Origin of the sequence: Pedobacter psychrotolerans (genome assembly GCF_004340665.1) — a bacterium.
Classification (GTDB): Bacteria; Bacteroidota; Bacteroidia; order Sphingobacteriales; family Sphingobacteriaceae; genus Pedobacter; species Pedobacter psychrotolerans.
Genome location: NZ_SLWO01000001.1, coordinates 725,666 through 747,910 on the forward strand (window position 1 = coordinate 725,666; position 22,245 = coordinate 747,910).

Below are 22,245 nucleotides of genomic sequence, written 5' to 3' on the forward strand. Positions count from 1 at the left end.
AACAAAAAGACCTTAATATTTAATTATTTGTTATTCCAAATTTGGAATAACATACAGGAATTGCTATATTCGTGTATTATAATTAGGTATTAATAAAAGTCTTGCAACTACAAATCTCACGCCGTTGAAGCAGGGCAGCAGTTTAATACCCATATCTATGTGTAGTTGTATATATTTGTACATCGAAATAGATGTGGGGCTGCTGTAATTCCATTTCAACGTAAGGCGTGAGAACTTTAAGGTAGTGATGGTTTGCAGCCTCACATGTATTGTGAAAGCTGTAAATGGCAAGACTTGTATTTGATCAATATAAGTATGAACCAAAAGGTAAAACAGCTGCAATTTAATTCCTCGCCTCATCCCAGGGCGGCATTTGTTTTTGCGTTCATATGCATTGCTAAACATCCCATTTATGTTAATCATCCCCAAAAGTGCCCATTTAATTATTTGCTGCCTTTAAAACCTAAAAATCCTGTTTAGTTTGGAGTACAATTCCTGTGCTGCTTTTACACTCTTATTTTAGAGGTATAATAGAGGGTTAAGCAGCCAGGTTTTGTTTTAATTTTAAGGTAAATGGCTAAGAAAAGGTAATCAGCTAAAGATCCGATAGCGCCAGGCAGATAATCAATTGGTTATTTAGCGGGTAAGAAATAGGTATGCAACATCCCATATTAAATTGTGCGTGCCTTTAAAATAAGGCGAACCCTAAAAATGTTGTTGTTCTGCGCTAATTGCAGGATGACACTTTTTAGGTTATTAATCACGAAATAAAAAGGATTGCATAATTGTGTTGCATGCAACATGCGGTTAACATCATCTTTAACCATATAAATGAAGCCATAAATACAAATACATTCATTCAATATCTCTGGTGGCATCCTGTTTTGTGCTGTAAATAAATACAGTTGGCAGCATAGCGCAAAATAAGGCAGGGATGGCGCAGCATTAAAAACGAAAACATATGATTAAAAAAATAACGGCAAAAGTCGTAAGGGCATTCCTATGCCTAAAAAATTTCAGAACAGACAGTATAAAGCGCATTGCTGCAGATACCATAGCCCATCAAATTGCCAGACACCAAAATCCACCAATTTTTAAAGAAAGAATTGGCAAAGGGCAAAAGCGCTCTAAGCAATCGCGTGAGCTCAGTTTACTGGCCGAACTATCCTTTGCTGAAATTAAACTGGAGTGGCTTAAACGAAGTAAAGAAATCTCGGTATTACTTCTTCTCTTATTATGTAGCTGTGTTATGCCTGCGCAGGCCCAAAACATAGCAAAGGAGGCCATGCCACAGGAAGTTGGCAGTAAATTGCCTGAAAGCTTCTGGACGCAGGAACACATGATTTATGCAAAAGGCAAAACCACCAGGCAAAGTCTTTCATCCTATAAAAACCAATTGCTTATTCTTGATTTCTGGGCAACCTGGTGTAGCAGCTGTACCCACAAGTTTAAATACATTGATAGCCTGCAAAAAGAATACGAAGGGCAGGCTGTGGTGCTTTTGGTAGATGCCAAGAGCACCCGCGATACACCAGAAAAGATTGCGCTAACCATGAAGCGCTTTAACGATCAGCTGATGACTGTGGTAGCAGATACTACGCTGAGCAAATATTTTGTACATACCACAGTACCGCATTATATATGGATAGCCGGAGGATACTTTCTAGCCGCAAGTGGAAGTGAATTTATGCATAAAAGTAACCTCAATTCTATTCTTGATCGCCAGCAGCGGTTAAAAGAAGGAACTAAATCAAACTAGCTGAAAACTACATTTTAAACCAAACAAACTATGAAATATTATATTAGCGTGCTCATGATTTTGCTCGGCAGCATCATACCCGCCTTGGCTCAAAAATCATTTACAGGAAAAATTGTTAGTGAGGCTGATGCTGGCGCATTGGCAAATGCCATTATTAACATTGACCATGGAAAATTAAATTACCAAAGCGACCGCAATGGGCAGTTTTCTCTCATTTTAAGCAACGGCCCGCATCAGTTTAAAATCAGCTTGTTAAATTACAGCACCTTAGATACCCTCATTAATTTTACTGGACAATTGCTTATTTTTAAGTTAAAACCAGCTATCAATCAATTAGATGAGGTAACTGTAAATACCGGCTATCAAAAATTAGGAAAAGAAAAATTAACAGGTGCTTACCAGCAAATTAGCGGCAAGGTACTGGCCGAACAAGTGGGCAGTAGCATTATGAATAGATTAGAAGCTGTGGGTAATGGGCTAAGCATAGATCGGGAGAGTTTTAGCCGCGAGCGCATTAACATACGGGGTGTAAGTACTTTTAGTGGACCGGGGAATGTGCTGGTTATTTTGGATAACTTTCCATATGAAGGGAGCCTTGATAACCTTAATCCAAATGATGTAGAAAGCATTAGTATTCTGAAAGATGCCGCCGCAACTTCCATTTGGGGAAGCCGCGCCGGGAATGGGGTAATTGTTATCCAAACCAAGAAAGGGAAATACAACCAGCCACTTAGCATTAGCGCCAACCTAAACCATACATTTAATCAAGAACCAGATTTGTATCGGTTACCGCAAATGAGCAGCAGCGATTTTATTGATGTGGAACTAAACCTTTTTAAAAAAGGCTTTTACCAAACCGATTATAACAACTTAAATAAACCTGTACTTACCCCAGTGGTAGAACTGATGTACAATAATGCCTTTAGCCAGGCAGAGAAGGATGCCCGTATAGCCAGTTACCGCAATAAGGATGTAAGGGATGATTTTTCAAAATATTTCTACCAGAACGGTTATGCGCAGCAATATTATGTGCAAGCTGCAGCTGGTGGAAAGGGTTTCGGGTGGACCGCTTCAGCAGGTTATGACGACAGCCGATCCGAATTAAACGCCCTCAGTAATCGACTAAGTCTGCGTTATGCTTTGAACCTTGATTTATTAAAAAACCTAAAGTTTGATGTCGGTTTGCTGTACACAGGCAGCAATAGCACCACAGGCAAAACGGGTTATGGAAGCATTACCTCGGCCAGTGGCAGCTTGTATCCTTATGCCAGCTTTGCTGATGAAAATGGCAATGCCCTGCCCATAGCAAAAGATTACAGTATGAATTATATTAATAGTTTATCTGCATCTAAGTTATTGGATTGGCATTATTATCCACTTAACAATGATGAATATCAACGTACCAAAGGCCATCAAGATGATTTAAACATTAATACAGGTTTAAATTATAAATGGAATGGCTTATCGGCTACCTTACTTTACCGCCTGCAAAGGCAATCTGGCAGTAGCAATCTTTTACAAGAAATGGGCAGCTATACCACACGGAATCTGATTAATAGCTTTACGCAATTAAACAATAATGGTACGCCAATTTATAAGATTCCGCTTGGAGCGATTGATGATCGTTCTGCTTCGCTATTAAGGGCGCAAGATTTAAGGGCCCAATTAAATTACACCAAAAGAATTGCTGCGCATGGTATTGATGTAATGGCGGGTGCCGAACGGAGGGAACAACAGGGCAGTGGCAATAATTTTAGAAGCTATGGTTTTAATGCCAATACTTTAAGCATTACACCAGTAGATTACACCACCGCTTTCCCCAACTATGTTACCGGGAGCAGTGCATACATCCCCGATCGGCAAGGCCTCAGTGAAACACAAAACCGCTATTTAAGTGTATATGGAAACGTAAGCTATGATTACCAGGAACAATATCTTTTGTACGGGAGCGCACGCCGGGATGCTACAAATTTTTTCGGTGTGAATACCAATGATAAATGGAAACCCTTATGGTCTGCAGGTATTGGCTGGATTATTTCTAAAGCCAGCTTCTACCATATTAAATCTGTTGATTTTTTGAAATTACGACTTAGTTATGGCTTTAGTGGCAATGCCGATCCAAACCAGGCTGGACTTACTACGATACAATATGGAGGGACATCGGTGTTTACACAATCGCCATATGCCGCCATTGATAAAAAAGCCAACCCCGATTTGAAATGGGAAACCGTGCAAAACACTAACCTGGGGATAGATTTTAATGCTTTAAACGGCCGTTTATCTGGTAGTATTGATGGATACATTAAACGTGGTAAAGATTTGCTGGGCGTTTATCCCATAGATTATACTACTGGCGTAGGCAACTTCATCACTAAAAATGTGGCCGCTATGCAAGGAAAAGGAATTGATGTTCAATTAAATAGTCTCAATACCCAGGGCAGATTTAAATGGCAGAGTACTTTAAACTTTAGCACCAACCAAACCAAAGTAACCGATTATTACCTGCTCACCACTAATTCTTATGATTGGGTAGGCGGTAGTACAGCTAACATTAGTGGCATTGTAGGTAGCCCGGTTTATAGCATTTATGCATTTAAAAGCTCGGGGCTTGATGCCACTGGAGACCCCATAGCTTACCTGAAAGGATCAGTTAGTAAAGATTATACCAGCATTACGCAAACGGGTACTTCATTAGATGAGTTGAAATTATTCGGCTCTGCATTGCCAACAGCTTTCGGGAATTTGCAAAACCGTTTCAGTTATAAAGGCTTCAGCCTGCAGATGAGTATCAGCTTTAAACTCGGCTATTATTTCAGGAGGCAGAGCATTAGTTACAGCAGATTAGTAAGCAGTGGAATTGGCCATAGCGATTATAGCTTGCGCTGGCAGAAAGCAGGTGATGAATTAAATACCAGCGTACCCGCCTTTATTTACCCCAATAATTCTGCCCGAGATGTTTTTTATGCAGGCTCTGAAGTTTTGGTAGAGCGTGGCGATCACATCCGCTTCCAATATGCTAATCTCGGTTACAAATTACCCGATCACTGGTTTGGAAAAACCATTCGCTCAGCCGAAATTTACCTCAACACCACCAACCTAGGCATCCTTTGGAGGGCCAATAATAAAGGAATTGATCCGGACTATGCCAGTCCGACTACGCTACTCCCTACCAAAACCTTATCTGCCGGATGCAGGATTAACCTCTAAAAATGAAACCATGAAAAGATATCAAAAAACAGTACTATACCCAGCAATGCTTCTCCTCAGCCTCATCAGCTTTCAGGGGTGTAAAAAATACCTGGATGAAAAGCCTGATCAGCAACTATCTACCATTGAAACAACAGAAGATATGCAGGCACTTCTGGATAATTATCTAAAAATCAACTTCAATGATCCGGGTGTTGCGAATTCATGTACAGATGATTATTATGTAACCAATGATGTATTTAATGCCCGTACAGAGCAAGACCGAAACCTTTACCTCTGGAAGCCGGATAATAATTTTGCACCTCTCTCGCCCCAATGGGCATCTTCATATGAAGTGGTGTATATCTGTAACTCTATACTGGATGCTGTTGCGCAGAAAAATGGCCATATTACGCTTGATGCCAAGCTGAAAAATATTATTGCACAATCTCGCTTTCATCGGTCAAAGGCTTTCCTCAATGTGATTAGCATCTGGACGAAAGCTTATGATCAGGGTTCAGCAGCTGCTGATTTAGGGATTCCGTTGCGACTTGATGCTGATTTTAACAAAACATCTGTTAGGGCCAGTCTGGCAGAAAGCTATGATCAGGTTTTGAATGATCTTAAAGCCACCATTGCAGATTTGCCGGTTAAAGATGTTTCAGTCATCAGGCCATCAAAAGCAGCTGCTTATGGTTTATTAAGCCGAACATATTTGCAAATGAGAAATTATGTACAAGCTGGTCTATACGCCGATAGTGCCTTGCAGATTCAAAAAACATTAATGGATTTTAATACCCTTAATGCATCAGCAAACTTTCCGATAGCCCAACAAAATGCAGAAGTTCTTTTTGATAGCCGGGCCGTAGCCACCGCCACAGGAAGTCAGGCCAGGGCATTGATTAGTCCTGAACTTTATAATCTTTACGGCAATAATGACCTCCGGAAAACAGTATTTTTCAGGGCAAGTGGTACAGCCTATATTTTTAAAGGCTATTACGCCGGCGGACCTTCCATTTTTAATGGTGTGGCAACTGATGAGCTATTGTTAACTCGGGCAGAATGCCTGACCAGATTAAACAGAATCAGCGAAGCACTGGCAGATATAAATTTCTTATTAATAAATCGGTATAAAAAGAACACTTTTTCTCCTTATGTAGGCTTAACCCAGGCAGCATTACTGGCGCTAATTAAGGTTGAACGCAGAAAGGAACTGGTATTCAGAACCTTAAGATGGGGAGATATTAAGCGTTGGAATGTAGAGGGCGATGGAATTGTATTGAGCCGAACCGTAAATGGGGAGCAGACCACTTTAGCGCCGAATAGTTTGCGGTATGCCTTGCCTATTCCTGAAGATGTGATTGCTTTAACAGGTATGCAGCAAAACCCGAAATAAAATTAACAAAAAACTGTTCTTAAAAAAGCCATCCAAGATGATGAATAGCCCGATTAGGCAATCAAAATTTGGATGGCATTTTAAATTAACAACTTAGCTTGAACTTATTCCGCTTCTTTTTTGTACATGGCCGTATTGGTAATGTCACTAGCGGTAGGAAAAGTCGCTGTATCATGAAGGTAAGTATTGAGCTTATCCTGAGTATCTATACTTGCATCAACCTTCAATACGCATGGAAGATCAGTACCATTTTCACAAGGTGCTACACTTGGTGCCGCAATCGGGCTATAGCTGGCACCTTCGCGGATGTCGCTTATTCTTCCCGACTCATATTGCCAATAGGTAAAATTTTGTTTAGAGATTGAGGTAAAAGCATTCATTGTGATTAAAAGGCCGAACCCTACAAGGGCTACAAGGCCTAAACTCATTTTTTTTAAATTCATGGTAATGTTTAATTTTAGTTTGAAGTTTTAATTTTTGTGTGATGTACATTGACCTCGTCATGTTTCATCTTGTTTTTTCTAAATTTTTTATCTCCTCCTTTCTATTTATTTGGGGTTTTTCTTTCCCGGTAAAATGGCAATCCATATCATTTTCGGTTGCCTAAACTAAAATCGTTGTTTTCTAACTTAAATTATTGGCGTGTCTGATCGATTACGCCTTTGTATATACCAACAGTCATATTGTATCTTTAAACAATAATATTTAACGTACAAAAGATGAATTTATCTGGTGTTTTTTAGTTCGGAATAGTGAAATTTTAGCTTTTTCAATTGAATTAAAAGCATCTTCAAAGCACATTTTTTGGAAACTATGGTTTAATTTTTAAATTTATCCACCCATCACTGCCTTCATTCTGTAAAAGAAAAGATAGTGAAGTTTGGATGGTTCTCCCTGTTTTATTAACATCCCTCACGCCTTCAATTTTATTTATTCATGGATGGAATATTACAGTGCATTATTATTGATGATGATCATGAAGCGATCAATGCATTATCTACACTTATCAGTGATCATGAAGGACTTATCCTTCAAAAGAGTTTTACAGATCCATTGCTTGCCTTGGCTGAGATTCTTGATCAAAATGAGGTGATCGAAATTGCTTTTCTGGACATTAATATGCCACTACTTTCAGGTTTGGAACTGGCGAAACGCATTCAAGGAAAAGTAAATTTTGTTGTCTTTGTTACTGCATTTCAGGAATATTCATTAAAAGCATTTGAAGTTAATGCGTTGCAGTATCTTATAAAACCCATTACGAAAATTAATTTGATCGACGTGATTAGTCAGATTAATCAGCTTAAACTTCATCAATCTAAAAATGCAAAGCCGATAGGTAATGTGGCTGATGACGGGATATACATATTGGATGGTGTGAAAGGACAGTATTTAAGAATAGAAATAGCAAGTATTATTTTATTTAGTGCAGAGAAAAATCAGGTCCACATTTTCACAGAGACCGGAGACTATATTGCAAATGCAGGAATTAGCAAGGTAATCGCTGATCTTAAAAATGATCAGCGATTTATGAGAATACATAAGTCTCACATTATCAATTTAAATGCGATAAATAAAGTATTAGCAAATCTGGTTTATCTGCATAAAGATTACATGGCCCCTATTAGTCCGCAGTATCGAACTGCTTTTTTTAATTATATCCAGCAGAGGATCCTCAAAAACCGGCCGTAACCAGTCTTTGAAGATCAAACCATTGGTGATCAGGTGGTTGTTAATACACTCGTTGTAATACCAGTGTCGGTAGATAATTTACAGACATCTCTTTTCTTTGATTTAAAGACAAAAACTGTCTTTGATTTTAAAATAGGCATTGCTTTTTTCATGATGATAATATTTAAATGGTTAGGATGGAAACGGTATTGCTAATTTCCTTCACTAACCTAGTGGGATTGGGAGCTAAAAAAGATTAATAATGACCAGATGGCATATTGACCATACTAAAATGAATATGAAGGCAATGAGACCAATATTTATAAATGTAAAACGCTATCGCATTCATGTGTTATGTTGGCTGGTTTTTATGCTTTATGAAAACATATTACTTGTGGGAATGGAGCTCAATACTCCGGATTTAATTGCTTTGGTTGTTCATGCTGTTACCAATATTGTTTTTTTCTATGCTTTCGCTGGGATGATTTCAAATTGGGCGTGGCGCTCCGATCAGCATGATTGGTGGCGGATTCCCATCGGTGTTATACTTAGCTTAGTCATTTACATCCTTGTGAAAGTTCTACTTGATTATGGCATCTATTCATTAAACGCAGCAGATAGGAATTCAAATTTACTCAGTCTTAAAATATTATCAGGATATATTTATCGGAGTGTGTTTTTCATCTTATGTGCACTTGGCTATTGTTATTTAATCAGCTTTATTAAAGAAAGAGATCAAAAAGAACGATTATTAGCTTCCTATTTCAATCACCAGATATTAAATTCTGAAAGTGATAGCACGTTGTATAAATGCCGGACAGATTTACTTTACACGCATTTGAATATGCACCACTTATTTAGCTGTTTAAATTTTGTTTATTTAAAACTTGTCAATCAGGATGATAATCTTGCTTTACTATCCCTTTATTCTACAAACTTAGTCCGGTATTATATGGATACGGATGCCGAAAAGGGATCTAAATTGGAGAAGGACTTAATACAAGTCAAAAACCTGATTAAAATGGATCAGATCATGTTTCCTAAACAAGCTCTACTTCATTTAAGAATTGAAAAAGGCATAGAAAATATGAATATTGATGCCTTTGCATTAATTCCAATTACCGTACTATTATTGCACTTTTCAACCACCCAAAGAAACAGAACGAGAGGAAAAATTTCGATTTTTATGGTGAATGAAAGATTGTGTTTGAAAGGAGAAGATATACAATATATTGAGGAGCCAGCCAGGTTTAAGATAGAATTTGAACAATTACATCGCCAAATTATAATTCATCAAATGCAAATAGAAAGATTCGATTATCTGATTATTCATCATACACTAAACTTTGATATCGTATTTTAATATCAAAGTTTAGTGTTACCCTTTATCTTATAGATTTGGTTTAAAAACTGACGAAGTTTTGCCACCCTCAGGCCTTTGAAACTTTGTAAGTTAAATTTCCCCCTTACTAACGAAGTTTTATTAATCGTATCATTTAAACCTTATAGGTTTGCTTTACGGTTTCCCGTAAGGAAAGGCTGCGACTGCTATCTACTTTTGGATAATCACCAATTGTTATAAACAGACTTATCCCTACAGAATGGAACTGAAATTAAAGCTCGAACAATTACACCAGCGTGTAAATGGGTTGAAAGACCAGATTAATACCGAAGAAGCAACCAAAAATGCATTTGTAATGCCCTTCATTCAGATTTTGGGCTATGATATCTTCAATCCGACTGAGGTGATACCAGAACACATCTGTGATATTGGTACTAAGAAAGGCGAGAAAATCGACTACGTCATCAAGAAAAAAGGAGAGCCTATCCTCATCTTTGAATGTAAGCATTGGAAAGAAAAGGCCGACGCTCATAATTCACAACTCCATCGATACTACCATGTTTCAAAAGCGAGGTTCGGCGTGTTAACCAATGGCACCATTTATAACTTCTACATGGATTTGGAGAAACCCAATATTATGGATGAGAAACCATTTTTCACCATTGATATTGAAGACCTGAAAGAGAGCTCCATTAAAATTTTAGAAGGTTTTACCAAAACTGAATATAGCCTGGAAAGCATTCTGGATTCAGCCGAAAGTCTTAAATATATTAAATCCATCCGTAAGGAATTTGAAAATGAAATCGAACACCCTTCTGATGAATTTGTGAAATTATTAGTAAACAGATTCTTCGATAAGCCACTCACGGCGAGCAGAATGGTCACTTTTAAAGAGTATGCTAAAAAAGCACTTGTACTTTCCATCAATGAATCCATCAGTTCCAGGTTAAAATCTGCATTGAGCATTAATGAAACCATCGATAAGACGGAAGAAGCTAAGGTAACGCCAATTAACGAAACAACAGACAATAAAATTATTACCACTGAAGAAGAAATAGAGGCATTTCAAATTGTAAAAGCCATTCTTCGGGAGCGCATCCCATCTTCAAGAATTGCCGCCAGGGATACACAATCTTACTTTGGTGTATTGCTGGATGATAACAACAGAAAGCCAATCTGCAGGTTTTACTTTAATACAGCCAATAAATATTTGGAAACTTTTGCTAATGGTAAAGATGCCGGAGAAAAATTTCTGATTACTTCTCCTGATGAAATTTACCAGTACAGGGGGCAACTGCACCAAACGCTGGATCAGTATCAATAGAGGAGTACTTTAAATCTGTAAAATTCATTCTGCAATGCATAAATTTTATTTCAAAGAGATATCAAATCGCTTATGAAAATGCATGATCAATTAACAATAACATATTCTTTTATGATACACATTTATTAAGAAAATGAAAACAAAAGGTTCTCAATTTTGGGCTATTGGAGCATTGCTCATAGTCTTGCTATCCCTTACTTTCTTTACAGGCTGCAAGAGCGATAAAGATTCGGATGGAGATAACGTGCTTGATGAAAAAGACAAATGTAAAGACGTAAAAGGCCCTAAGCCTGTAGGTTGCCCATTGCCACCAAAAATCGGCCTGGTAAATCTCTACCTCGAAACCTCTGCCAGTATGGGTGGATACTTTACGGGATCTGCAGAATTTAAGCAAATTGTTTCTGATTTAGCCGTGAAGATCGATAAGGAAATCTCTCCGGTGAAGATTCACTTCATTTCAGACAGCATCAGAAATTACCCATTTGAAGCGACGAGATTTAGCAGCGACATTGCAACTACTAAAATTGCACTCAGTAACAGTTCAGAGTTGCACCACATTTTCAATGATATTGCAAAGGCTACTAAAGATGGCGATATCTCCATTTTTGTTTCCGATTGTATTTTATCTTTTCCAAACGCAGCGGTAAAAGCCAATGCAGAAGTGAATAGACAAGCAGCATCAGGAACACTAAAAAATAATATTTATTCAACATTCATTGATTTAAAGGCCCGAAAACAAGCTGCCAGTTTATATGCCTTTAGCTCTGCATTTTTTGGAAAATATTATGACTATCAGAATGTTAAGGTGGTGCTTAAAGGTACAGTTAGACCTTTCTATGTGTGGGTAATTGCCAAAAATGACGTCTTACCTGTGTTTGATGCAAAACTTGCGAAGATTCCGAATTTTAAGCCTGAACAGGAAATTCATTTTGGATTGCTGGATAAAAAAATAGAAAACTATCATATTCTAACTCAACTGGGCATGAAAGGTGATTATAAACTCATCAATGCCGGAAAAGTAAGTGATGCAGGAATAGAAAACGTAGAAGCGGAAAAAAATCAAGCCATCGAATTTTCTGCCGTGGTAGATTTAAATTCACTGCCACCATATGCTAAAAAGTTAAGTTATCTCCGCGAACATTTAAAAGTTGAAGCCAGTGGCTGTAGCGCCAATGTTGATATTTCAGAGCGTTTGCCATCTCTTACTTTAAAAAACAAAAATCAAATCGCTCATTATGAAAGGGCAAGTCACGTGATAAAAGTGAAAATCACACAGCTTCGTTTGGATCAGGCAACACTTAATCTGCGTGTACCCCTAAAATATGATTCCTGGTACCAGGCTTGGTCAACCATGAACGATAAGGACGTGAAAAAATTAGGCAAAAAAACATTTGCCTTCGAACACCTCGTCAATGGTGTAATGGAGGCATATAATAACGAAGGTAAAAACCTTGTTGATCTAAAATTTCAAATTAACCAATAATAGCAATGATTTTAACTATTTTCTCAGGGCTTTATGAGCTCATTGCAGGTGCTAACCCTGCAGTTCCGGAATATGATGAAGAAGTGTACCAAACCGTTGGGCAGATTACATTGATAATCGTTTCAGCCGTGGTACTCATTTTTTATTTATTCTTAGGCCGATGGAAACCTATTTTTCACAAACTCGGGCACTGGATATTTACCCTAATCCTGACCATGTGCGCATCCTTTGCTATTGCATTCATTTCTGCCAAAGATATTATCGGCGAAATAGACAGTTACATGTATCGCTTTTGCTTAATGAACGCTGTACTCGCTGTAATTATATTCATCATGCTATCCATAGTCATTAAGCCAATATCTGTTTTTTCCAAAAGAACACCCTTTTAATTTTTAGATATGATAAGAAACACATTTATATTCGGAATAGGTGGTACTGGTGCAAGGGTAGTTCGGGCACTCACCATGCTTTTGGCAGCAGGTTCCAAGCTTAACGATACGAATAAGGTAATCCCGGTGATTATAGACGTAGATGCTAAAAATGCAGATACCACCAGAACGCTGAAAGCATTGGAAGCTTATAAGTTAATTCGTAAAACAGCATATTCTCCACAACGCAGTGCAGATGGATCAGACCTTTCTAATGGCTTTTTCAATACCAATTTAAATACATTAAGTTCATTACAAACCGAAGGAGCAGAAAAGATTGATGATTCCTTTCAGCTGAAATTTGATAACCTGGAAACTTCGTTCATCAAATATGTTGATCCTCATGAAGAACTGGTGAGTGATGTAACCATGGATATGCTGCGGGCACTTTATGATGATACCCCATCTGATCATCCACGTTATGAAAATACAGAACTTAACCTCCGCCTTGATGAAGGCTTTAAAGGAAATCCAAATATTGGATGTGTGGTTTTCAATGGATTATCCTCCCTTAAAGAATATCAGTTTGTGGCGAAAAGCATTAATCCTCAGGATCGCATTTTTATCGTCAGTTCCATATTTGGAGGTACGGGATCTTCAGGTTTCCCACAACTGATCAAGTTAATTAAAGGTGATGACCGGCTTCGGAATATTAAACTAGGTGCCCTAACCGTAATGCCTTATTATAAAATTGAAGCGAAGAAAAAGGCAGGTGGCGATGGGAAAATCAGCTCGGAAAGCTTTGATGCCAAAACAGAGGCTGCCTTAAGTTATTATGCCAAACACATGGCCGGGCAGCTTAATGCATTATATCACGTATGGGATAAGCCTACGAAACAATATGAATATCATGCAGGTGGAGATCAACAGCTTGATCCGGCACATTTGGTAGAGATGATTGGGGCAACGGCCATCATTGATTTCATCAACAAACCAGATGAAACACTTGCACTGAATGGTGTAACCAAATATTTTGATTATGGTATTATTCAGGATAGTGCTGCTGTTGATTTCAGGCATTTCTATAACTGGTCTGGACAACAGGTAATGAAGCCTTTAGCACATTTTGCCTATGCCATGAAAATTTATCTGGATAGCATTCCTCAACTACAAGATGAAGTATTTTATAAAGATTTGTTGAAAGATCATATTCATACCGACTTATTTTATCAAACCCTTTCTTCCTTTTTGGGTACTCATTTTAAAGGGTGGCTGAACGAAATGGCATTAAACGAACGCAGTTTTCAACCTGTACAACTTGATGAAACCCTGAATGGATTTATAACCGGGAAGCCAATTACGGTTAAAAAGATTTTAGGGATTACGCGTAATCCTGGCTTAAGTCAATCATTCATCAGTGAAAAAATGGGCAGAATGGAGGATGAACTTAGAAAAACTATTCCTGACCCTGAAAAAGAACGACGATTTCTACAATTATTAAACCAGATCGCTGCAGAATGCTACAGCGTTTTAGGTGCCTTACCAACCATGACTGAATAAAAAGATATGCCATATACATTTAGAAAATACAGTGGCTATAATGCCAACGAAATTAAATGCTGGTCGCCAACAGGGTTGATCAGGGTTGATAATTTTGAAATAAGCGATACACAGTCTAAACGCGGTGCATCCAAAATCGGAACTTCTATTCCATCACCAATGGCCAGAATGGAGTTATTTGATACGGCTTTTCAAATGGTTTCATCCGATAGCCAAAGGAATGGACTTGATGGCTCTTCCGTGTATCATCAATTGGTTTCAGATTGTTTGGACATGATCCAATTGCTTTTCAATACCAATTCATCTGATATTGGCACAGGCAAAAAAATATGGTTTAAAGAATGGCGGGTGCAGGAAAGTCTGAACCGCCTGCGAAGCAAACCTGCAGATCATCCTCATCAGCTATTAGGTAAAGCCTTTTCACTGATATTTGATGCACAAGCTACACCCTCTGGCTTTTCGGGAACGGAAAGCATTTACCTCATCTATTACGAAAACAGGTTAATGGGTGGAACTTCTCCGTTAACCTTATTTTTTACCTCGCCTAACTGGGACCGTTACATCGCCGATAAACAAATTGCCAATGTACCAAAAGGAAGTGATGGCGTTCCCTTCTTTGGAGACAAGCACCGTGCACTTTTTGAACGCGACAGTTCTTTTGTAGAGTATCTTTATAAATTATTATTGAGCAATCCGGCAGGGTTTGCCCATTGTGCAGGCCTCAGACAATACATTAACAAAACCGTTGAACGTTATTTCCCTGATTTTACACATCAATTTTCAGATTGGGCGCCAAACGGAACGAAAAAGCTGGGAGATGAATATTCTCCATTTAAAACCGAAATCGGGTCCAAACTGCTAAAAGTAAACGATATTTTTTTCTACCATCAGAGTGAAGAAGTAAAGCGCAGAAAAATTAAAAACGTAAGCGATTTCGTGATTCAGGCTTCTAACCAAAAATATGCTCTGCAACGAGATAAAGATGGAAACCAGATCCATGTAGAAGCACCACTGGTATTGGTAGAGGGCATGAACTTTCCTGGCGATTACATGGAAGAGCGTGCCGCCTGGGATGCAACGACCAGAATTAATTATTTCCTGCAGCAACATACCCCACTATTTGAACGCAGATTGCCACAAGGCGATTCACTTACCGTTACTTATCCGTTCTTAACCACTGGAGATTTTTTGGAGGATTATTTAATGGAAATGCCTTTTAAAATTAACCGGAATAAGTTTTTTACTGGCGTTGGGGGTGATTTCAAATTTCTGCTACCGATTAAAAAGGAATATTTTAATTTCTTCGATTTTGAAGATTTAAAACGTAACCTGGAGATTAAAGCCAGCCCGGGCCAGGTAGTGGTTACCTTAAAAGTGCCGATTAAAAATAAGAAAGGCGTTAGGGAAATTACTTTCACCCGAACCTATTCAGGGAATCAGATTAAAATGTGCAAGGCTGATATTGGAATCTTCCCATTCTATAAAATCAGTGAAAAAGATCCGGCCTATAACTACCTGAACGACTTCACTATACTTCTGGCCGAAAAGAATGATGAACTTCAACTTGAATCCTTAAATTTCTACAACTACGATCATCTGGTGTACGCCGATAATAGTCAGCCCGAGCTGCTAAAAGCCACCGTAATTGAACGCACTACTGCTGCTGATATAGATGGAGCTGCATTAACAGAATCGAGGTTTTATAAGTTAAAAGAATCTTTTGATTACATGGAGCTGCGTTATCAGGATAATGGGCTTGATGTTACTGGAATCATTATTCCAAACTTTGAAGGAAGAGTATTTAACAAACTTAACCTCAATAAGGCCATTACTTTTGCGATCGATTTTGGCACTTCCAATACACACATCGCCTTTAAGGAAAAAAGTTCACCACTACCTTTACCTTTTGAAATCGATGAGGCCGATCAACAAATGGTCATGCTTAATGAGCCTTTGGCATCTGCAGATTTAGGAACCCGGTACGATAACTTTGGGCAACTTGCTGCACTCCAACTAACAGTGAATAGGGAGTTTATGCCAAGGGTGATCAAATCAAAAGGACATTCAACCGTTTCTTTCCCTTTTAAAACGGCTACATGTGAAGTTTCCACCTTCAATAATATGGATAAACAAGCTGCGGCGCTTTTCGGTCACATTAATATAGGGTTTAATATTGAGCGGGAAGAAAATACAAACAATAGTGCCGTATACACAACCAATCTAAAGTGGCTTCTGGAAAATAATCTGGAAGTAAGTAAGATTATAGCCAATAAATCCAGGGTAAGTTTGTTTCTGAAGCAGCTTATGCTACACATCAGAACAAAAGCCATTCTAAATTTCTGCAAACCCGAACAGCTCGATGTACTTTGGTCTATTCCATCCTCAATGGACAGGAAAACCCGTACCGAACTCACCAAAATTATAAAAGAAGCTTACCTATCTGTATTCCCAAATGCTGATCAGAAAAAGATTGCTACGATAGAAGAGCCCATTAAAGAATCGGTAGCGCCCTACTTCTTTCTGACTAAAAATGGTAGTGGTATTCAGGATGGCGCAAATGTAGTGAACGTAGATATTGGTGGAGGTACGACAGATATCATGATGTTTATGGAATCTACCGCTAAGCGATACGACAAATATTTAGCCAGCTCTTTTCGCTTTGCCGGAAATGATATTTGGGGAAGTGGCTACAAGGGAAACCTTAAGGATAATGGCTTTATCCGTAATTATCAAACCTTTCAAAAAGAAAATAATATTGAAACCAAGGATAATAAATATCTTCTAAATGCACAAAGAGATAACAATTTGAGTTCTGATGATCTGATTAGCTTGCTTTTCAGGTATGATAAAAGTTTTGGTTTTAGCGAATCCATCACTAATGGTAATCCGAATTTATCTATTGTGTTGTATTTACATTATAGCGCCATTATATACCACATTTGCCAGATCATTGATGTTAAAAAATATCCTTTGCCACAGTATTTATCGTTCACGGGTAAAGGTAGCCAATACCTTAAATTACTCTGTAATGGAAGTGAGAAGGAACTTAACAATTTCACCAAACTGCTATTTGAAGCTTACAGCAACCAGAGCATACCGGCTTCATTTCAGGTTCATGTAAATGAAGATCCTAAGGTAATTACAGCCAACGGTACGATAGAATACTTTGGCGCTGATCTTCAGGATCAGTTTGTAGAAATCTCCAGAGATGCAGATTTTTCTGCAACAGACAGTGATCCACGAAAGAAATATCAGGAATTTGTACTGTCTGGAGATTTGCAAACAGGCAGTGTAGATAGCAATGCTGCCACCATCAGTGATACCCTGGAATTGGATAATGCAGTCAATATTGGCGTGTTGAAAAATGTAAATGAATTTATAGAACGCACGCTGGCCGATAAAAAAATTATAGACTTCCTGAGCGATTTCAAGATCACAAATGCCAAAACAGTTTATAATGAATTGAAGTGGAATGGTGGTGTGTTTGATGGCGAAGGATTAGTTTACGACAGTTACAGGAAGGTACTTAAAGACCTGCATAAGCTGGATCATGAGCAACCGCTTCCCGAATCGCTATTTTTCTATGCATTTAAAGATACCCTTTACCGTTTGTCTAAATCCATCACGCAATCCAATCCATCTTAACTTATGTGTAAAAAAATAGTATTTCTTGTAGGCTTTTTCTTGATGTCAGTATATCAATTACAGGCACAGCCCCTTACTGAAAGTGCAACCGATGCAAAAACCCCTTCTGCAAATAGCTCATGGTTTTATAGTGCAAATATGCTCTATGGAGCGTTGGGGGTAATTGTTCTTCTATTGGCAATCATGCTATTCAAAAACAATAATGATCAAAAAAAAAGTGGCAAACTTTTAAAAGATCTTAAACGCATCAGAGAAGAAAGAGATCAGCTCAGACATGAAATTGAAAACCTGAGAAATGACATGCGAGAGATCAACGCTTTAAGAGAAGAAGACAAATCTGCGCTAGCTTTATTACAACAAGAATTAAGTGCAGCATTATTAAAACAAACAGCGGAGGAAGAAGTAGCCAATAACACAGTGGTTTGGGATAAACCAGAAGCACCGCAAAAAATCCAGGAAACTTTTTATAGCCGTTATGCGGATCTGGTCGATGGTTTTTCTGCTGCCGAACTGTTAAGTAATGAAGGGAATGATACCATTTTCGAGATTACCATCCTTTCACCCAATAAGGCGAGTTTTAAAGTAAGCGCCAACCTGGCAGCACAAAAATATGCATTAAGCAATGCTGATTATTTTTTGGAACCTACCTGTCATTACGATACACTGCCCTCTGGTACTATCATTAACGAATCACCAGGTTCATTAACCTTATCCGGTGGAAAGTGGGAAATTAAAGAGCAGGCTAAAATTTCATTCAGATAAGTTAAAATGGAAGAACTTAGCGCATTTAAAAAGACCATCAGGAATTTGTTGGTTGAAAAAATCGGCATCCTGACTGATTCCGACCAAACCCATTTAAAAAAGCAGGCACAAACGCTCGGTTTGGATAACCGTCAGTTTAGTGCACTGTTACAGGAAATTCATCTGAGCGTTAACTGGGATGCTTTAAGGGATGAACGGCAGGGAAGGGACCGAGTGGTAAGACCGATTCATATTTTTGGGATTGAAGTAAGAAGCTTGGAAAAGCTTGGCGAAGTACTTTATAAAAACCAGGTTAAAGCCTTGAAATACCTGGAAGATGTGGTGTTTCTGAAAGAGAATGTAACTTACCTCAGCCATCAGAATGTTGACCTAGCTATGGAGATGATGGAGCTTCATAGCAGCGAGCGGAATAGCGAAAAGCGTTTTCTCAAAATATGTTACCAGTTAAATGCAGAACTTCCATTTAAAGTAGGAGAGGAGACTTTTTCTAACGTAAAAGAACTTCTGGATCATGGTTGGATGGGCCACGACTTTTTCAGTGAGATTTACAATAAGTTTGCTGCGGGGCACCTGCAAATCTGGATCCATCGCCGCTTTAATGATCTTATTACCCTATTACCTGCGGGCGAGTCCTTTCAAGATTTTCTTTATTTTGTATATACAATTGAGCCGGATTATCCTTTTTATGTAGAAAACGAACTCTTCTTACAGCCAGGAGATTTAGTAACAAAGGCTAGAAAAGATGCCAGCTTTTGGTTACCACTCTTGGCTACTTTTGATCATGGTTTTTTATCAATCTGGCTCGAAAGAAGGGGAATGGGTGAAATTATTTCTAAATTTCAAAAGTACGCAGCAGAACTCCGGGCAGTTGAAAAGAAGAGTGAAGACCTCTCCCGAAATCTGGTGCAAAAGCTATTGGAAGTGTTTGCACCAGAAATGGAGGTTCCGGATTTATCAGCTGCTGTAGAAGAACTTTCATTTCTTAATATTCAGAATAAGCCACTTTTTCACCCGATTGTCGTCCGCCTGAACAACAAAGGATTTGTACGTGCAACAGTCAGCTTTGATCGTGATGTTCCCGGAGTCTGGATTTCTCCCAAAAATTTGACTTTGTCTGATCTGGAAGGAAAGGAGTCTGTTACCTTCCATTTAAATGTAGATCCTTCAAAGCTGATCAAAGATCATCTATATATGCTTTCGCTTAAAATCCAGACTGACTACCAATCCATCCATATTCCGATTGCCCTTAAAACCGTATTTCCGATGCGGGCATTTATGCTTTGCCTGTTAAGATATGGCGGTTTGGGTGCAGCTTTTTTTTGCATCATCAGATTACTGATTGCCGGGGCTTATAGCGGAAATGGCTGGCTTAAGCCACAGCTGGTCTGGGATAACATCAGTGCGCAGGTTCCTTCCAATCACCTGGTTTACATCTTAATATTTATTATAGCCATTTTGGTTCCATTACTGGCCTGGCCGAGAATTAAAAAAATAGAGCAAATATGAAACCTCCAGTAAGACCATTTATTATACCCGAAAGTAAAAAAGACAAACATGCATGGAAATATATAATTGCAGGTATGCTCTTACTTATTTTCCATAATTTCTTCGGTGCGGTAACTTATAATGCGTTTGTATTAATAGATCATGCTTTTAGGCTATCGGGCGCAAATTCTCCGGTATTTATATGGAGCTGTTTTGGATTGCTGATGGGCGCTGTGGTTGGAATTGTTGTGGCTACAAAAAAGTTTAAGCTAGATAAAAAGATTAGTCTTTTTGCAGGTATTCCGGTAGCGCTTCTAATCGTGGGACTTTTACTTGCATCCGGACCATATGGACAGATTAGCCCCAGACCAGAGGAACTTTCAGCTAAAGAAGAAAATAACAATCAGTTGGTAGATTCAAGTCAGTTGAGTGTTGCTGCTAAAACTCAGATTCAACCTAAAAAACGATCAAAGCTGCTTATTAAGAAAATTCAGCAGAAAGCTGAGCAAAATCTTCCAAAGCGTGAAAGCTGCGAAGAAAAATTGACTGGAGTTAGCGTTACAGTAAGATCAGATAGTGTTAGACTTTTCTTCCGAACAACCCAAGAAAACGGTGGAGAATGGAGCCGTTGGGAATCTATATTTATTCCACAACCAGGGCAGTATGGCCTATCCGGATCGGGCGGCAAGGTGATAGCTAATGGAATCCAATATTACTATGAGGTTAAACAGATAGCTACAAGATCTGCCAGCGATCCTTTTAGCAAATCTCTCTGCAATGGGCCACTTACCATTGATACTTATTAAGGGGCTTTAAATAAAATTTAATAAATAATATATAAATACACAGTTACCGGATTAGCAAGTGGCACAACTTACTACGTTCGTGCTTATGCAACAAATTCGGCTGGCACATCCTATGGGGCAGTCACTTCATTCAGAACAGCTTTGTAAAAAGCGATAGAGTTCTCATATTCATATAAAGCTACCAACTCAATAAGCAACCTGCCTGAAGAGTTGGTAACTTTGAACATATTGAAGTGATAACTTATCACTAAGGAATTAACTTCGCTGCACGAAGCTGATCAAAAAGTTCATAAAAGGTTTCCTCCGTATCCTGAAAAACGGTAAAGCCTAATTTTCTGCTTTTTGCCATGTTGGTCATCACCTCAATTGGTCTGCCCAGATCAAGATCTGTATGCCACGCACTCGCTAATCTGCTCAGCGAAACTTCTTTAAGTCCGTATTTTAGAGCAATTTCTTGCCATTTTTCGCCATCATTGGCCATTTCTTTTTCCAGTGGATGGATGTCATCATTAAATCCGATGGCTTCTACACCAAAATAATCTGCTATTTTGTTCCATAGTCTACTCCATCTAAAAACATCTCCGTTTACAATATTAAATGCTTCATTTTTCGCAGCCTCTGTAGTTGATGCCCAGATTAATTGCTCGGCCAATATGCGGGCATCTGTTACATCCGATAAGCCGTTCCATTGTGCAGCCGAACCTGGCCAGGTAAATTTACGTCCTGTTTCTTTACAAATACTGGCGTAAACAGCTAAAGTTGTACCCATATTCATGGCATTTCCTACAGCTTGTCCAATAACAGTATGTGGCCTGTGAATGCTCCAGGTAAAGCCATCTCTTTCAGCAGCGGCATAAACCTCATCTTCTTGCGCATAATAAAAATTCTCTATATCTAACCTCGGATGCTCTTCACGTAAAGGTGTTTCAGGTAAAAAACCTTCTGATGCATAAGCTTCAAACGGACCTAAATAATGCTTTAAACCGGTAACCAACGCTACATGTTTTACTGATTTTTTTTCTGATAAAACATCCAGAATGTTGCGCACCATTAATCCATTCACCCGAATATTTTCAGCTTCGGTGTCATTCCGCATCCAGGTGGTAATGTAAACATGTGTTGGGCTTATGTCAGCAAGCGCTAATTTAAGATTATCAATATCCAATAGGTCTGCTGCCACAGGCTTCAGATTTTTAATTTCGGTATTTGGGTTACGGGCCAATCCATAAGTTTCCCAACCTTTTGTGAGAAGTTTTTCAGCAAGGTTACTTCCTGTTATGCCACTTGCACCGACTACTAAAGCTATATTTTCCATGATTTTTTATTTAAATATTATGTGACCGAGCTATTCTTCAGGCCTCATTTATGCTATACAAATTTAAAGCAATGCTGCTGGAATGATGATGACCTGTATCAAAAAGTAAAATTGATTTGGATCAAATCTATTTTCAGTATAATAAC

General features: G+C 38.5%; 15 protein-coding genes. 13 read left to right on the forward strand and 2 right to left on the reverse strand.

What is annotated here, in order from left to right; genetic code table 11:
* Positions 1 to 961: 961 nt before the first annotated feature.
* From EV200_RS03185 to EV200_RS03195, 3 genes are read left to right on the forward strand one after another with little or no spacing between them, the layout of a single operon-like run.
* Complete coding sequence (locus EV200_RS03185; protein ID WP_132529351.1) at positions 962 to 1,759, forward strand: TlpA family protein disulfide reductase; 798 nt, start codon at positions 962 to 964, stop codon at positions 1,757 to 1,759.
* 30 nt (positions 1,760 to 1,789) lie between these two features.
* Positions 1,790 to 4,966, forward strand: a complete 3,177-nt coding sequence (locus tag EV200_RS03190) for a SusC/RagA family TonB-linked outer membrane protein (RefSeq protein ID WP_132529352.1) — start codon at positions 1,790 to 1,792, stop codon at positions 4,964 to 4,966.
* A 10-nt stretch (positions 4,967 to 4,976) separates the two neighbouring features.
* Positions 4,977 to 6,341, forward strand: a complete 1,365-nt coding sequence (locus EV200_RS03195) for a RagB/SusD family nutrient uptake outer membrane protein (RefSeq protein WP_165877844.1) — start codon at positions 4,977 to 4,979, stop codon at positions 6,339 to 6,341.
* A 104-nt stretch (positions 6,342 to 6,445) separates the two neighbouring features.
* Here EV200_RS03195 and EV200_RS03200 read toward each other — a convergent pair whose 3' ends face one another.
* Positions 6,446 to 6,784 carry a hypothetical protein gene (locus EV200_RS03200; protein WP_132529354.1) on the reverse strand — a complete coding sequence of 113 codons (339 nt, stop codon included), beginning with the start codon at positions 6,782 to 6,784 and terminating at the stop codon, positions 6,446 to 6,448.
* A gap of 493 nt (positions 6,785 to 7,277) precedes the next feature.
* On the opposite strand from EV200_RS03200, the gene EV200_RS03205 reads away from it, so the two are divergent.
* From EV200_RS03205 to EV200_RS03250, 10 genes are all read left to right on the forward strand, one after another.
* On the forward strand, positions 7,278 to 8,030 hold the full coding sequence (locus EV200_RS03205) for a LytR/AlgR family response regulator transcription factor (protein WP_132529355.1): 753 nt from the start codon (positions 7,278 to 7,280) through the stop codon (positions 8,028 to 8,030).
* Positions 8,031 to 8,316: 286 nt separating this feature from the next.
* The gene (locus tag EV200_RS03210; RefSeq protein WP_132529356.1) at positions 8,317 to 9,372 is read left to right on the forward strand and encodes a hypothetical protein; all 1,056 of its coding nucleotides are present in this window, start codon (positions 8,317 to 8,319) and stop codon (positions 9,370 to 9,372) included.
* Positions 9,373 to 9,610: 238 nt separating this feature from the next.
* Positions 9,611 to 10,675 (forward strand): type I restriction endonuclease, encoded by a 1,065-nt coding sequence (locus tag EV200_RS03215; RefSeq protein WP_132529357.1) that lies wholly within the window; start codon positions 9,611 to 9,613, stop codon positions 10,673 to 10,675.
* 133 nt (positions 10,676 to 10,808) lie between these two features.
* Positions 10,809 to 12,158 carry a hypothetical protein gene (locus tag EV200_RS03220; protein WP_132529358.1) on the forward strand — a complete coding sequence of 450 codons (1,350 nt, stop codon included), beginning with the start codon at positions 10,809 to 10,811 and terminating at the stop codon, positions 12,156 to 12,158.
* A 5-nt stretch (positions 12,159 to 12,163) separates the two neighbouring features.
* Positions 12,164 to 12,547 (forward strand): hypothetical protein, encoded by a 384-nt coding sequence (locus EV200_RS03225; protein ID WP_132529359.1) that lies wholly within the window; start codon positions 12,164 to 12,166, stop codon positions 12,545 to 12,547.
* 9 nt (positions 12,548 to 12,556) lie between these two features.
* Positions 12,557 to 14,086: an FtsZ/tubulin family protein gene (locus tag EV200_RS03230; protein WP_132529360.1), complete on the forward strand. Its 1,530-nt coding sequence runs from the start codon at positions 12,557 to 12,559 to the stop codon at positions 14,084 to 14,086.
* Between the two features lie 6 nt (positions 14,087 to 14,092).
* Positions 14,093 to 17,731 carry an acetate and sugar kinases/Hsc70/actin family protein gene (locus EV200_RS03235; RefSeq protein ID WP_132529361.1) on the forward strand — a complete coding sequence of 1,213 codons (3,639 nt, stop codon included), beginning with the start codon at positions 14,093 to 14,095 and terminating at the stop codon, positions 17,729 to 17,731.
* A 42-nt stretch (positions 17,732 to 17,773) separates the two neighbouring features.
* A complete protein-coding gene (locus EV200_RS03240) occupies positions 17,774 to 18,493 on the forward strand; it encodes a hypothetical protein (protein WP_132529362.1) in 720 nt (239 codons plus the stop codon).
* A gap of 6 nt (positions 18,494 to 18,499) precedes the next feature.
* Positions 18,500 to 19,999: a hypothetical protein gene (locus EV200_RS03245; protein ID WP_132529363.1), complete on the forward strand. Its 1,500-nt coding sequence runs from the start codon at positions 18,500 to 18,502 to the stop codon at positions 19,997 to 19,999.
* Positions 19,996 to 20,784, forward strand: a complete 789-nt coding sequence (locus tag EV200_RS03250) for a hypothetical protein (protein WP_132529364.1) — start codon at positions 19,996 to 19,998, stop codon at positions 20,782 to 20,784. The genes EV200_RS03245 and EV200_RS03250 overlap by 4 nt, the downstream gene beginning before the upstream one ends.
* 247 nt (positions 20,785 to 21,031) lie before the next feature.
* Here the strand turns inward: EV200_RS03250 and EV200_RS03255 are convergent, their stop codons facing one another.
* Positions 21,032 to 22,099: an SDR family oxidoreductase gene (locus tag EV200_RS03255; protein WP_132529365.1), complete on the reverse strand. Its 1,068-nt coding sequence runs from the start codon at positions 22,097 to 22,099 to the stop codon at positions 21,032 to 21,034.
* Positions 22,100 to 22,245: the final 146 nt, after the last annotated feature.

Excerpts from the sequence above, each read along its gene's own strand:
- EV200_RS03255 (WP_132529365.1), bottom strand. The coding sequence starts at position 22,099 with ATGGAAAATATAGCTTTAGTAGTCGGTGCAAGTGGCATAACAGGAAGT.
- EV200_RS03245 (WP_132529363.1), top strand. The coding sequence starts at position 18,500 with ATGGAAGAACTTAGCGCATTTAAAAAGACCATCAGGAATTTGTTGGTT.
- EV200_RS03250 (WP_132529364.1), top strand. The coding sequence starts at position 19,996 with ATGAAACCTCCAGTAAGACCATTTATTATACCCGAAAGTAAAAAAGAC.
- EV200_RS03225 (WP_132529359.1), top strand. The coding sequence starts at position 12,164 with ATGATTTTAACTATTTTCTCAGGGCTTTATGAGCTCATTGCAGGTGCT.
- EV200_RS03240 (WP_132529362.1), top strand. The coding sequence starts at position 17,774 with ATGTCAGTATATCAATTACAGGCACAGCCCCTTACTGAAAGTGCAACC.
- EV200_RS03205 (WP_132529355.1), top strand. The coding sequence starts at position 7,278 with ATGGATGGAATATTACAGTGCATTATTATTGATGATGATCATGAAGCG.
- EV200_RS03185 (WP_132529351.1), top strand. The coding sequence starts at position 962 with ATGATTAAAAAAATAACGGCAAAAGTCGTAAGGGCATTCCTATGCCTA.
- EV200_RS03210 (WP_132529356.1), top strand. The coding sequence starts at position 8,317 with ATGAGACCAATATTTATAAATGTAAAACGCTATCGCATTCATGTGTTA.
- EV200_RS03235 (WP_132529361.1), top strand. The coding sequence starts at position 14,093 with ATGCCATATACATTTAGAAAATACAGTGGCTATAATGCCAACGAAATT.
- EV200_RS03215 (WP_132529357.1), top strand. The coding sequence starts at position 9,611 with ATGGAACTGAAATTAAAGCTCGAACAATTACACCAGCGTGTAAATGGG.
- EV200_RS03230 (WP_132529360.1), top strand. The coding sequence starts at position 12,557 with ATGATAAGAAACACATTTATATTCGGAATAGGTGGTACTGGTGCAAGG.
- EV200_RS03195 (WP_165877844.1), top strand. The coding sequence starts at position 4,977 with ATGAAAAGATATCAAAAAACAGTACTATACCCAGCAATGCTTCTCCTC.
- EV200_RS03190 (WP_132529352.1), top strand. The coding sequence starts at position 1,790 with ATGAAATATTATATTAGCGTGCTCATGATTTTGCTCGGCAGCATCATA.
- EV200_RS03200 (WP_132529354.1), bottom strand. The coding sequence starts at position 6,784 with ATGAATTTAAAAAAAATGAGTTTAGGCCTTGTAGCCCTTGTAGGGTTC.
- EV200_RS03220 (WP_132529358.1), top strand. The coding sequence starts at position 10,809 with ATGAAAACAAAAGGTTCTCAATTTTGGGCTATTGGAGCATTGCTCATA.